Here is an 11,343-nt window from a genome sequence, read left to right on the forward strand (position 1 = left end):
CCGCGGCCCTAGCCGGGCCGCGGCGCCTCCGGCGGGTCGATCCGCTCTCGGACGGCATCGATGCAGGGCCCGAGCGTCCGGGCGAGGCGGCGCGCGGCCTCCACGCTCGGCGGCGACCTCTCCGGGATGAAGCTGTCGTGATCGCGGTCCGCCCGATGCCGGAAGCGCCGCGTCTCGGCGGCGTCGCGCGCGACGTCCGGGGTCAGGATCGCCGGCCGGTCGTGGCGCGCGATCCGCAGAGGCTTGGAGGCGCGCTTCAGGAGGTCGCCGTGCCAGGAGCGGCCGACCGGCACCTCCTCGCCGAGGATCTCCAGGATCCGGACGAGCGCGCCTTCGAGGGACGTATGGGCGGCGTGCATGGCGTGCTGGAAGCCCATGCGGGCGCGGTAGCCGTCGAGGCCGGCAACCTCGAAGCCCCCCGCGTCGAACGGGCGGGCGGCGAAATCGAAGTGGCGGCAGGCGGCCGCCAGATCGCCCTCGACCTCGGACCAGCGGGCATCCGTCATGGCAGCACGATGCCGGACCGCGCGGCCTTCTCCACGAAGCCCGGGCTCGTCGTCGCGACGTCCTTGAAGTCGGGCTCCAGACCGTGCTCGGCGCACAGTCCCTCGGCGAAGGTCCAGGCCTCCGCCGTCCGGCCGGGCTCGGGACCGCACCCGTGCTCTTCACCGCTCGGTCTCGCCCCCTCAAGCCCCACCCCTTGGCCTCGCGCGGCGTCGGTGACACTCTCCGCCCGCGCCGCCGGCCTCGCAGCCCGCGCGGCGAGGTACGGGGTCGATGCGCTCGCTTAAGGTCCGTTTCGCGCTGCTGCTCGGCAGCACCGCCCTCCTCGTCGTCCTGGCCGCGGCCGGGGTGCTGTGGTCGATCGCCGCCACCGAGAGCACGATCGACCGGACGCTCGCCGCCCAGCACCGGCTCGAACTCCTCGCCGAGCTCTCGGGCCGCCTGGCGCAGTTCGGCCTCGCCGCGGTCGAGACGGTGAGCGGGTCGGAGACCCAGCCCGAGACCTTCTCGGTCGCCCGCACCAACGTCGACCGGGCGCTCGCCGCCGTCGACGAGGCGCTCGCCGCCACCATCACGGCCACCGACGACCCGCTCGACCGCACCCAGTACGCCGCCCGGACGCGGCCCATGTCGCAGATCCGGGCCGCCCGCGTCATCCTCGACCGGCAGGTCGCCCAGATCCAGCGGCAGCCCGACTCGGAGGCGCGCCAGAACGGCATCAAGGGCGCGCTCAACGGCTTCGGCGCCATGACCGGGCAGCCGCTCTCCTTCCTGATCGAGGCCGAGCGGCGCACCATGATCCTCGGCTCCGAGCAGGCCCGCGCCCTGTCGCAGCGCCTGCGCCTCGCCTCCGGGCTCGCCGTGCTCCTCGCCTTCGGGATCGTGTTCGTGCTCTACCGCTCGGTGACGCGGCCGACGCTCGCGCGGATCGAGGCGGTCCGCCGGGCGGCGGGCGCGGTCGGGCGGGGCGAGCTCGGCACCCGCCTGTCCGTGGCCACCCGCGACGAGCTCGGCCTGCTCGTGGCGAACTTCAACCGCATGGCCGCCCGTCTGTCCCGCCGCGAGGGGCGGCTCGCCGCCGACCGGGCGGCGCTCGAGGACACGGTCGCCGCCCGCACCGCGGACCTGCGCGCGGCCAACGAGCGGCTGGAGGCGGTCGACCGCTCCCGGCGCCGCTTCTTCGCCGACGTCAGCCACGAGCTGCGCACGCCCCTCACCGTGATCCTCGGCGAGTGTGACCTCGCCGCCCGGCAGGCCGGCCGCAGCGTCGATTACGGGCCGGTCTTCGCCACCATCCGCAAGCGCGCCCAGCGCCTGAAGCTGCGGGTGGAGGATCTCCTGCGGGTCGCCCGCTCCGAATCGGGCCAGATCGAGCTGGAGCGCCGGGCCGTCAGCGCCGCCTCGGTCCTCGCCGAGGCTGTGGACAACGCGGCCTCCGAGGCGGCCCGCCGCCGCGTCGCCCTGGCGCTCGATCCGGGCGAGCGCGACTGCGAGGTGCTGGCAGACCGGGAATGGCTGCGGCAGGTGGTGGAGAGCCTGATCGACAACGCCCTGCGCCACGCCGCCGGCGCGACCCGGGTGGCGGTGGCGCTGCGGGCGGAGGGGGCATCCCCCGGCAGCGCGGTCATCACGGTCACCGACGACGGGCCGGGCTTCGGGGAGGACGAGGCCGAGCTGTTCGAGCGCTTCCGGCGCGGCGACCGCCCTGCCGAGACGGGTTTCGGCATCGGACTGGCACTGGCGCGCTGGGTGATTGAGCACCATGATGGGACGATCCGCCTCGGGCGGGGCGAGGGCGGACGGGGCGCGCGGGTGATCCTGACCCTGCCGGCCCTCGACCTCGCCGACGTCGAGAACCAGGGGCGGCAGACACGGGAGAGCGCCGCATGACGCGGGTACTGATCGTCGAGGATGACAGCGACATCCGCGCCATGCTGGCCCGCGGCCTGGAGGCCGAGGGCTTCTCCGTCGGCATGGCGGGCTGCGTCGGTGACGCCCTGACGGCGGCCCGCGACGACGCGCCGGCGGCCGTCGTCCTCGACATCACCCTCCCGGACGGGTCCGGCCACGACGTCTGCCGCTCGCTGCGCGAGGGCGGCTATCCCGGCCCGATCCTGTTCCTCAGCGCCCGCGACGAGGTGCGCGACCGCGCCGAGGGTCTGGCGCTCGGAGCCGATGACTACATCGTGAAGCCGTTCGTGTTCGACGAGCTCGTCGCCCGGCTCCGCACCCACCTGCTGCGCCGCAAGGAATCGGACGAGCCGCGCACCATCGTCACGGCCGGGAAGCTCACCCTCGACCTGAACACCCGGCAGATGAGCTTCGGGGATGCGTCAGCACGCCTCACGCCCCGCGAGGCCGAGCTCCTGGCCATGCTGATGGACCAGGCGAACAAGCCCGTCTCCCGCGGCGACATCTTCGACAAGCTCTGGGCGAGCCAGGGCGGCCTCTCGCTGAATGTCGTCGATGTCTACGTGGGTTACCTGCGCTCGAAGATGGCCGACTTCGTGCGCTTCGGCGGCCCGATCCTCGTCACCGTGCGGGGCCGCGGCTTCATGCTGGACCTGCGCGGGCAGGACTACCGACATTAGCCGCCGAGCCCCGCCAGGACGCATTTCTGGGAGGATCTGGCAATTTAGCGCTTGAAGAGTCCGCCGGAATTTCCGATATAGCTCCCGCGGCAGAAATCACTGCGCCGTCAGTATCTTAGGATCCTCTTATTGAGGATTTCGAAAGGAACTGGCGATCAAAGAAACCTGGAGAAACACCATGAAGTGGGCAGCCCCCGTCGTTTCCGAGATCTGCGTCGGCATGGAAGTCACGAGCTACGAGTCGGCCGAGATCGACACCTTCCACTAAGGTGGTTCGCCGGACCGGGGGTCGCAGGCTGCGTGAGAGCATCCCATGCGTGTCGTGATCCTCGGTTCGGCTGCCGGCGGCGGCCTCCCGCAATGGAACTGCCGCTGCCCCATCTGCGCGCTCAGCCGGGCCGAGCCCGCCCGCGTCAGGCCGCGAACCCAGTCGAGCATCGCCGTCTCCCCTGACGGGGACACCTGGCTCCTGGTGAACGCCTCGCCGGACATCCGGCAGCAACTCTTCGACAATCCCGTGCTGCACCCGCGCGAGGGCCTGCGCCATTCGCCGATCCGCGCCGTGCTGCTCACGAACGGCGACGTCGACCACGTGGCCGGCCTGCTCACCCTGCGCGAGGGCCAGCCCTTCACCCTCTACGGCACGCAAGGCATCCTCGGCTCGGTCAACGACAACCGCGTCTTCGACGTGATGGCGGCCGAGGTGGTGCGGCGCGAGGCGATCTGCCTCGACGAGACCTTCGAGCCGGTGCCCGGCCTCTCCGTCACGCTCTTCGCCGTGCCCGGCAAGGTGCCGCTCTGGCTCGAGGACGAGACCCTGCAGATCGGCACCGAGACCGAGACCACGGTGGGCGCGATGATCGAGGCTGGGGGCCGCCGCCTCGCCTACATCCCGGGCTGCGCCCGCGTCACCGACGGGCTGAAGCAGCGGATCGCGGGCGTCGACGCCCTCCTGTTCGACGGCACGGTGCTGCATGACGACGACATGATCCGCGCGGGCGTCGGCACCAAGACCGGCTGGCGGATGGGTCACGTGCCCATGCGGGGGGAGGGCGGCTCGGTCGCCGCTCTCGCCGACGTCGAGATCGGCCGGCGCGTCTTCGTCCACATCAACAACACCAACCCGGTGCTGGTCGAGGGCTCGGACGAGCGGGCGGACGTCGAGTCGGCCGGCTGGACCGTCGCCCATGACGGGCTCGCCCTGACGCTCTGAGGGCCGGCGCCCGAGGCTCGTCCGGGCCCGGCGGCGGGTCCGCCGGATTGGAAGTTTAGTGCAACAGGTTTATGTTGGACGCGATATAATCGCGCGGATGAGGCGGTGGCTCATCGGCCCGTGCCGCCCCATCTTAACAACCGTTCCAGGAAACGCCTCTCGAAGCACGGACGCTTGGACACGCCATGACCGCAGCCTTCCCGACCCCCGTCGCCGACGAGAACCAGCGGCTTCTCAGCCCTGACGAGCTCGAGGCGGCGCTCCGCGACATCGGCGCCCGCCGCTACCACAACTTGCACCCGTTCCATCGTCTCCTCCACGACGGCAAGTTGAACAAGGATCAGGTCCGGGCCTGGGCGCTGAACCGCTACTATTACCAGGCGATGATCCCGGTGAAGGACGCCGCCGTGCTCGCCCGGATGACGGACGCCTCCCTGCGCCGGGTCTGGCGCCAGCGCATCGTCGACCACGACGGCGACGCGCCGGGCGACGGCGGCATCGAGCGCTGGCTGAAGCTCGCCGAGGGCGTCGGCTTCGACCGGGACTACGTGCTCTCGACGCGGGGCATCCTCTCGGCAACCCGCTTCTCGGTGGACGCCTACGTGCACTTCGTCTCCGAGCGCTCGCTCCTCGAGGCGATCGCCTCCTCGCTCACCGAGATGTTCTCGCCGACCATCATCTCCGAGCGCGTCGCCGGGATGCTGAAGAACTACGACTTCATCACCAAGGACACGCTCGCCTACTTCGACAAGCGCCTCACCCAGGCGCCGCGCGACGCGGACTTCGCCCTCGACTACGTGAAGCAGCACGCCACGACGCCGGCCCTGCAGCGGCAGGCGATGGCGGCGCTGACCTTCAAGTGCAACGTCCTCTGGACGCAACTCGACGCGCTCTACTTCGCCTACGTGGCGCCGGGCCTGATCCCGCCGGACGCCTGGCAGCCGGGCGAGGGGCTGGTGGCCGAGGCGGCGCCCGTGCGGCAGGCCGCCGGCACCGGCACGGTCGAGGCGGCCGACCGGCCCCGCCTGCCCCGCGGCGTGCGCCTGCGCTTCGACGAGACCCGGGCCAAGCACGTGCTGCTGGCGCCCGAGCGGACCTTCGACCTCGACGACAACGCGGTCGCCGTCCTCAGCCTCGTCGACGGGAGCCGCAGCGTCACCGACATCGCGGTCAAGCTCGGCGAGACCTACGCGGCCGACCCGAAGGTGATCGAGGCCGACATCCTCGTGATGCTCAACGACCTCGCGACGAAGAGGGTGCTGGAGCGATGAACGCGATCACGCCGAACCGCCAGACGGTCCCCGCCCCGGTCGGGCTGCTCGCCGAGCTGACCCACCGCTGCCCCCTGCGCTGCCCCTACTGCTCGAACCCGCTGGAGCTCGACCGCCGCTCCGGCGAGCTCGACACGGCGACGTGGCAGCGGGTACTCACGGAGGCCGCGGCGCTCGGCGTGCTGCACGTCCACCTGTCGGGCGGCGAGCCGACCGCCCGCAACGACATCGTCGAGATCACCGAGACCTGCGCCAAGCTCGGCCTCTACTCGAACCTGATCACGTCGGGCGTCGGCGGGGCGCTCGACAAGCTGCAGGCCCTTTACGACGTCGGGCTCGACCACGTTCAGCTCTCGGTCCAGGGCGTCGACGCGCAGAACGCCGAGAAGATCGGCGGCCTGAAGAACGCGCAGCCCCAGAAGATGGCCTTCGCCGAGAAGGTGACGAGCCTCGGCCTGCCGCTGACGCTGAACTCGGTGATCCACCGCGGCAACATCCACGAGGTCGAGGGCTTCATCGACCTCGCCGTGAGGCTCGGCGCCAAGCGGCTGGAGGTCGCCCACACCCAGTATTACGGCTGGGCCTACGTGAACCGCGCCGCCCTGATGCCGAACAAGGCCGACGTCGACGCCTCGATCCGCATCGTCGAGGCGGCCCGCGAGCGCCTCAAGGGCCAGCTCGTGATCGACCTCGTGGTGCCGGACTACTACGCCAAGTACCCGAAGGCATGCGCGGGCGGCTGGGGGCGCAAGCTCATGAACGTCACGCCGCAGGGGAAGGTGCTGCCCTGCCACGCGGCCGAGACGATTTCGCAGCTTGAGTTCTGGTACGTGACGGAGCATTCGCTCGGAGACATCTGGGCGAACTCCCCCGCCTTCACCGCCTACCGCGGCACCGACTGGATGCAGGAGCCCTGCCGCTCCTGCGACCGCCGGGAGAAGGACTGGGGCGGCTGCCGCTGCCAGGCGCTCGCGCTCGCGGGCGACGCGGCGGCCACCGATCCGGCCTGCTCGCTCTCGCCCCTCCACGCCAAGGTGCGGGCGCTGGCGGCGGAGGAGGCGGCGGAGAACCCGCCCGACTACGTCTATCGGACGATCGGCAGCAACGTCCGGTCGCCGCTCAAGGAGGAAGCACCGCTGTGAGGATCCTGACGACCGCGGCCTGTCTCGCTCTTCTCGCCGGCCCGGCACTGGCGCAGGGCGCGCCCGCCGAGGCGCCCTCGGCCGAGAAGGCCGACGCGGCGAGCCCGCCGGCCGCCGCCGACCTGCTCTTCGAGCATCCGCAGATGAAGAACACCCAGGTCGGCAGCACGCTGACCTACGACTACCTGCGCCGCTCCGGCATCGCGAAGGGCCCGTTCGGGCCGCCCCTCAACGACACGATCAAGCTGACGCTCGAGCCCGGAAAGACCGCCGACGCGCGCACCATCCGCGTCCAGATGTTCTCGGGCCAGAACCGCTTCCCGGCCGGCCCCTTCGAGGACATGCCGGGCAACCCCGTGATGACGCTGTTCCTCGAGCACCACCTGATGGCCCTCGCCAAGGTGCTGGAGGCGAACCCGCGCTACATCAAGAACGCGATCCGCAAGGGCCTGCGCGACGACGCCACCGTGACGCCGACCAAGGTCAGCTTCCAGGGCCGCGAGGTCGACGGCTGGCGGGTCGAGATCAAGCCCTTCGCCAACGACAAGCTCGCCGACCGCATGCGCGGCATGGCGAACATGACCTACACCTTCGTGACCTCGCCCGCCGTGCCGGGCGAGCTGGTCTCGATCGAGGCCCAGTCCAAGAACGCCGAGGGCGGCGAACTCCTCGAGGAGCGGTTGAGCTATGATCAGAAAGCTGGCTGAGCGCGGGGCGCTCTCGGCCCTCGCCCTGGCCCTCTCCCTGACCCTCTTGGCCGCGCCCGGCCGCGCGGCCGACGACCACGAGAACGACTACCCGACCGAGGCGCGGGCGGACTACGTGTTCGGCTGCATGGCCGCCAACGGCCAGACCAGCGAGGCGCTGCAGCGCTGCTCCTGCTCGCTCGACGCCCTCGCCTCGATCCTACCTTACGACAAGTACGTCCAGGCGAGCACGATCCTGTCCATGCGCCAGGGCATCGGCCAGCGCTCCAACGAGTTCCGCTCGACCAAGATGTTCGACGACAAGGTCGCCGAGCTGCGCCGCGCCCAGGCCGAGGCCGAGATCCGCTGCTTCCGCGGCTGAGGCGGGCAGCACCGTCGCCCCGGCGCCCGTGGGCGCCGGGGCGACGGCGCCGGTCCCGCCATGCGGCTCCGGCAGCCCGCCCCGCCGGCGGCCACCCGTTGCCTCCCCGCCTGCTTTCGTCCACATCCGGGCTTGCCGGGCCTTGAGCGCCCCGCCGAGATCAGGGCCCGCCATTTCCGTGAGCGCCACACCCTCCGCCCTCGCCCGCCTGCTGCCCGGCCTCGGCCGTCGCACGCTCGTGATGGGCATCCTCAACGTCACCCCGGACTCGTTCTCGGACGGCGGCCGCTTCCTCGGCGAGGAGGCGGCGCGCCGGCAGGCCGACACCCTGGTGGCCGAGGGCGCCGCCCTCGTCGACATCGGCGGCGAGTCGACCCGGCCCGGCCACACGCCCGTGCCGGCCGAGGAGGAGCAGGCCCGCGTCCTGCCGGTGATCCGGGCGCTCGGCGCCGGCCTTGCCGTCCCGATCTCGATCGACACCTACAAGGCCTCGACCGCGGAGGCCGCGCTGAAGGCCGGCGCGCGCATCGTCAACGACGTCTGGGGCCTGCAGCGCGAGCCCGACATCGCCCGCGTCGCCGCCGCGCACGGGGCGCCCGTCATCGTGATGCACAACCGCGAGACCGTCGACGCCGGCCTCGACATCGTCGACGACATGCGCCGCTTCTTCGAGCGCTCCCTCGACATCGCCCGCCGGGCCGGGATCCCGGAGGCCGACATCGTGCTCGACCCCGGCATCGGCTTCGGAAAGAGCTGGGAGCAGCACCTGGAGGCCCTGCGGCGCCTGCCCGAGATCCGGGCGCTCGGCTTCCCGCTCCTCGTCGGGGTCTCGCGCAAATCCCTGCTCGGGCGCCTGCACGACCGGGAGACGCGGCCGGCCGACCGGCTCCACGGCTCGATCGCGGCCCACGTCCTCGCCGGCACGCTGGGCGCCGACATCGTGCGGGTGCACGACGTCGCCGCCCATGTGGACGCGATGCGCGTGGTCGATGCCGTCCTGCGGGCGGACGCGCGCTGATGGCCGACCGCATCCTCGTCCACCGCATCGCGGCCTATGCCTATCACGGGCTCCTGCCGGAGGAGGCCCGCCTCGGGCAGCGCTTCTACGTCTCGCTCGACGCTCGGCTCGACCTCGCGCCGGCGGGCCGCGCGGACGATGTCGGGCTGACCGTCAGCTACGCCGACCTCACCGAGATCGTGGTGGAGATCGCGACGGGACGGCGCTTCGCCCTGATCGAGGCGCTCGCCGAGACGATCGCCGAGACCTGCCTCGCGCGCTTCCCCGCGCTCGCAGGCATCAGCGTGCGGGTCGACAAGCCGAGCGCGCCCGTTCCCGCCGTGATCGACGGCGTCAGCGTCGAGATCACGCGCGAGCGCGGGGGACATCCGCAGGGACGGCCATGAACCAGGCGGGCATGAACCACGCGGCCTATCTCGGGCTCGGCAGCAACATCGGCGACAAGGCCGGCAACCTCGCCGCCGCCGTCGAGGGCCTGCGCGCCTGGCCCGGCATCCGGGTCACCGCCCGCTCCGGCGACTACCGGACGCCGCCCTGGGGCGACACCGACCAGGACTGGTTCCTGAACGCCGCGCTCGGCATCGAGACGGACCTGAGCCCGCACGCGCTGCTGGAAGCCTGCCTCGCCACGGAGGCCGCGCTCGGGCGGGTGCGGGAGCGCCGATGGGGGCCGCGAGTCATCGACATCGACGTCCTCTCCTACGCGGGCGCCGAGGTCTCGGACGAGCGCCTCGTCCTGCCCCACCGCTACGTGCGGGAGCGCGCCTTCGTGCTGGTGCCGCTCGCCGAGATCGCCCCGGACCTCGTGATCGGCGGCGAGACGGTGGCGCAGGCGCTCGCCAAGCTCGACGCGACCGGCATCGAGCGGATCTGAGCTGCGAAAACGAGAGAGGGCCGGGACATCGTCCCGGCCCTCTCTCGTATCCTCCGCGTGCCCTCAGTTCTTCTCCGGCTCGAGGAGCTTGTTCTCCTCCTCCTGCAGGAGCGGCACGTGGTAGTCGCGCAGCACCTGCTCGATGTCGGCGCGGCGCTTGCGCAGGATCGTGTTGAGGGTGCGCTTCCAGTCGTTCTCCTCGTGCCGCACGCCCATGGAGATGCGGAAGATCAGCGAGGGCCGGTCGGGCTCCTGCAGCAGGGGCACCACCTCCATCTCGACGCCGCTCTGCCGGGCGAGCCAGCCCGCGGCCGGGCCCCACAGGATCGCCGCGTCGAGCTTCTTGTCGGCGAGGTCGGCGATGACCTCGGCGGCGACGGTCTGGTGCTTGCGCGAGGGGTCGAGCTGGTAGGGCGCGTAGGCCCGCATGGCTGCGACCATCCCGAGGTCGCCCATCCGGTTGACCGGCGGGGTACCGGCGATCACGCCGATCGCCTTGCCCTTGAGCTTCGGGTCGTCGAGCCGCACCACGCCCGTGAGGTCGCCCTTGCGCGAGACCAGCGTGTAGGCGGAGCGGTAGTAGGGGTTGGTGTTCTGAACGAGGTCGGCCCCGGAGGCCGAACCGATGATGAGATCGCACAGGCCGGTGCCGAGGGTGTTGCGGACGAAGCCGGGCCCCTGCGTCAGCCAGTAGTAGCGGAGCTTCACCTTGAGCTCGTCCGCGACGATCGCGGCGATCTTGTTCTCGAAGCCGTCCTCCTTGCGCTGGGAGAACGGCATGTTGCCCGGGTCGCCGCACACGCGGAGCACGTCCGTGGTGACGAGATCGGGCAGGTGCTGCGCGGCGGCGTCCCGCGCCCCTGCCGGAAACAGCAGGAGCGCGAGGGTGGCAGCGAGAAGCCGTCCTGAGCGGGTCATCAGCCGCCCAGGCACTCCTTCTCGGTCGTCTTGACGGCCTCGGGCTTCTCTTCCTTCTCGCCCGGGCGGGCGCGGCCCCAGGCGCCGGCGGCGCGGGCCTTCAGGTAGACGTAGAGGTCGTCGGCGTAGCACATCACGTTCTTGTTATCGCCGAAGGCCGGCATGACCTTCTCCTGGCCCGCCTCGGTGTCGCGCTTGCCGCCGGCGAGGATGCCGATGAACTCCTCGTAGGAGAGGCGCTTCAGCGAATCCTTGAGGGCGGGGGCGTAGGTCGAGCCCATGGCGTCCGGGCCGTGGCAGACGTGGCACTCCGCGTGATAGCGGCGGTATCCGGAATACAGGTACCAGTCGACTTTCTTGCCCTCGTTGGTCACCCGGAAGGTCGGGTGGCCGAGGCTGTCGATGTACTTGCCGTCGTCCACCTTCACGGCGGCGTCGCGGGCGAGCAGCTTCTCGTCCTTCTCCTTGTCGTTCGGGTTCAAGGAGTTGGCGAGGGCGGGGTCGGGCTTGGCATCCTCAGCATGTACGGCGACCACGGACACGGTCGCTAGGGCGAGGGCAGCCACGAAGGGCCGCAGGACGGTGTTGCTGAGGTAATGCAAGAGACGTTTCTCCCTGAGACACCCGGCCGGACCGGGATCGTGCCCGGCCGCTTTTCGTTCTTACAACGCATCTAAACCATAAGGATGCCGGCGCGGAAACCCGCGCCGGCACCCGATTTCAGCCTATTCTCTGCGACCGATT

15 protein-coding genes are annotated in these 11,343 nt (G+C 71.3%); 11 read left to right on the forward strand and 4 right to left on the reverse strand.

What is annotated here, in order from left to right:
• Nucleotides 1-8 precede the first annotated feature (8 nt).
• Both MOX02_RS19725 and MOX02_RS19730 read right to left on the reverse strand, forming a co-directional pair.
• The gene (locus MOX02_RS19725) at nt 9-506 is read right to left on the reverse strand and encodes a ribonuclease toxin HepT-like protein (RefSeq protein ID WP_147027505.1); all 498 of its coding nucleotides are present in this window, start codon (nt 504-506) and stop codon (nt 9-11) included.
• Nucleotides 503-697 (reverse strand): hypothetical protein, encoded by a 195-nt coding sequence (locus MOX02_RS19730; RefSeq protein ID WP_147027506.1) that lies wholly within the window; start codon nt 695-697, stop codon nt 503-505. Before MOX02_RS19730 ends, MOX02_RS19725 begins: the two co-directional genes overlap by 4 nt.
• 80 nt (nt 698-777) lie before the next feature.
• Here MOX02_RS19730 and MOX02_RS19735 point away from each other — a divergent pair, with 80 nt between their 5' ends.
• The 11 genes from MOX02_RS19735 (at nt 778) to folK (ending at nt 9,681) form a co-directional block, all read left to right on the forward strand.
• Entirely contained in the window at nt 778-2,394 is a 1,617-nt protein-coding gene (locus tag MOX02_RS19735) for a sensor histidine kinase (RefSeq protein ID WP_147027507.1), read from the forward strand.
• Nucleotides 2,391-3,095, forward strand: a complete 705-nt coding sequence (locus MOX02_RS19740) for a response regulator transcription factor (RefSeq protein WP_147027508.1) — start codon at nt 2,391-2,393, stop codon at nt 3,093-3,095. The genes MOX02_RS19735 and MOX02_RS19740 overlap by 4 nt, the downstream gene beginning before the upstream one ends.
• 178 nt (nt 3,096-3,273) lie before the next feature.
• Nucleotides 3,274-3,363: a pyrroloquinoline quinone precursor peptide PqqA gene (gene pqqA, locus MOX02_RS19745; protein ID WP_109896664.1), complete on the forward strand. Its 90-nt coding sequence runs from the start codon at nt 3,274-3,276 to the stop codon at nt 3,361-3,363.
• A gap of 45 nt (nt 3,364-3,408) precedes the next feature.
• On the forward strand, nt 3,409-4,308 hold the full coding sequence (pqqB, locus tag MOX02_RS19750; protein WP_147027509.1) for a pyrroloquinoline quinone biosynthesis protein PqqB: 900 nt from the start codon (nt 3,409-3,411) through the stop codon (nt 4,306-4,308).
• 185 nt (nt 4,309-4,493) lie between these two features.
• Nucleotides 4,494-5,579, forward strand: coding sequence for a pyrroloquinoline-quinone synthase PqqC (gene pqqC / locus MOX02_RS19755; protein WP_147027510.1), 1,086 nt, complete (start codon nt 4,494-4,496; stop codon nt 5,577-5,579).
• On the forward strand, nt 5,576-6,721 hold the full coding sequence (pqqE, locus tag MOX02_RS19760) for a pyrroloquinoline quinone biosynthesis protein PqqE (RefSeq protein ID WP_147027511.1): 1,146 nt from the start codon (nt 5,576-5,578) through the stop codon (nt 6,719-6,721). The genes pqqC and pqqE overlap by 4 nt, the downstream gene beginning before the upstream one ends.
• Before the next feature lie 47 nt (nt 6,722-6,768).
• The gene (locus MOX02_RS19765) at nt 6,769-7,428 is read left to right on the forward strand and encodes a hypothetical protein (protein WP_238179608.1); all 660 of its coding nucleotides are present in this window, start codon (nt 6,769-6,771) and stop codon (nt 7,426-7,428) included.
• Nucleotides 7,409-7,789, forward strand: a complete 381-nt coding sequence (locus MOX02_RS19770) for a hypothetical protein (RefSeq protein ID WP_147027513.1) — start codon at nt 7,409-7,411, stop codon at nt 7,787-7,789. Before MOX02_RS19765 ends, MOX02_RS19770 begins: the two co-directional genes overlap by 20 nt.
• A gap of 241 nt (nt 7,790-8,030) precedes the next feature.
• Nucleotides 8,031-8,807 carry a dihydropteroate synthase gene (gene folP / locus MOX02_RS19775; RefSeq protein ID WP_174804951.1) on the forward strand — a complete coding sequence of 259 codons (777 nt, stop codon included), beginning with the start codon at nt 8,031-8,033 and terminating at the stop codon, nt 8,805-8,807.
• Nucleotides 8,807-9,193 carry a dihydroneopterin aldolase gene (gene folB / locus MOX02_RS19780; protein WP_147027515.1) on the forward strand — a complete coding sequence of 129 codons (387 nt, stop codon included), beginning with the start codon at nt 8,807-8,809 and terminating at the stop codon, nt 9,191-9,193. The genes folP and folB overlap by 1 nt, the downstream gene beginning before the upstream one ends.
• Nucleotides 9,190-9,681 carry a 2-amino-4-hydroxy-6-hydroxymethyldihydropteridine diphosphokinase gene (folK, locus tag MOX02_RS19785; RefSeq protein WP_238179606.1) on the forward strand — a complete coding sequence of 164 codons (492 nt, stop codon included), beginning with the start codon at nt 9,190-9,192 and terminating at the stop codon, nt 9,679-9,681. The genes folB and folK overlap by 4 nt, the downstream gene beginning before the upstream one ends.
• A gap of 63 nt (nt 9,682-9,744) precedes the next feature.
• Here the strand turns inward: folK and xoxJ are convergent, their stop codons facing one another.
• Nucleotides 9,745-10,599 (reverse strand): rare earth element methanol dehydrogenase accessory protein XoxJ, encoded by an 855-nt coding sequence (xoxJ, locus tag MOX02_RS19790; RefSeq protein WP_147027516.1) that lies wholly within the window; start codon nt 10,597-10,599, stop codon nt 9,745-9,747.
• Complete coding sequence (locus tag MOX02_RS19795) at nt 10,599-11,201, reverse strand: c-type cytochrome, methanol metabolism-related (protein WP_147027517.1); 603 nt, start codon at nt 11,199-11,201, stop codon at nt 10,599-10,601. Before MOX02_RS19795 ends, xoxJ begins: the two co-directional genes overlap by 1 nt.
• Nucleotides 11,202-11,343 lie beyond the last annotated feature (142 nt).

This window comes from Methylobacterium oxalidis (genome assembly GCF_007992195.1).
Lineage (GTDB): Bacteria > Pseudomonadota > Alphaproteobacteria > Rhizobiales > Beijerinckiaceae > Methylobacterium > Methylobacterium oxalidis.

Excerpts from the sequence above, each read along its gene's own strand:
- pqqB (WP_147027509.1), top strand. The coding sequence starts at position 3,409 with ATGCGTGTCGTGATCCTCGGTTCGGCTGCCGGCGGCGGCCTCCCGCAA.
- folP (WP_174804951.1), top strand. The coding sequence starts at position 8,031 with ATGGGCATCCTCAACGTCACCCCGGACTCGTTCTCGGACGGCGGCCGC.
- xoxJ (WP_147027516.1), bottom strand. The coding sequence starts at position 10,599 with ATGACCCGCTCAGGACGGCTTCTCGCTGCCACCCTCGCGCTCCTGCTG.
- folK (WP_238179606.1), top strand. The coding sequence starts at position 9,190 with ATGAACCAGGCGGGCATGAACCACGCGGCCTATCTCGGGCTCGGCAGC.
- MOX02_RS19770 (WP_147027513.1), top strand. The coding sequence starts at position 7,409 with ATGATCAGAAAGCTGGCTGAGCGCGGGGCGCTCTCGGCCCTCGCCCTG.
- pqqA (WP_109896664.1), top strand. The coding sequence starts at position 3,274 with ATGAAGTGGGCAGCCCCCGTCGTTTCCGAGATCTGCGTCGGCATGGAA.
- MOX02_RS19735 (WP_147027507.1), top strand. The coding sequence starts at position 778 with ATGCGCTCGCTTAAGGTCCGTTTCGCGCTGCTGCTCGGCAGCACCGCC.
- MOX02_RS19725 (WP_147027505.1), bottom strand. The coding sequence starts at position 506 with ATGACGGATGCCCGCTGGTCCGAGGTCGAGGGCGATCTGGCGGCCGCC.
- pqqC (WP_147027510.1), top strand. The coding sequence starts at position 4,494 with ATGACCGCAGCCTTCCCGACCCCCGTCGCCGACGAGAACCAGCGGCTT.
- folB (WP_147027515.1), top strand. The coding sequence starts at position 8,807 with ATGGCCGACCGCATCCTCGTCCACCGCATCGCGGCCTATGCCTATCAC.
- pqqE (WP_147027511.1), top strand. The coding sequence starts at position 5,576 with ATGAACGCGATCACGCCGAACCGCCAGACGGTCCCCGCCCCGGTCGGG.
- MOX02_RS19740 (WP_147027508.1), top strand. The coding sequence starts at position 2,391 with ATGACGCGGGTACTGATCGTCGAGGATGACAGCGACATCCGCGCCATG.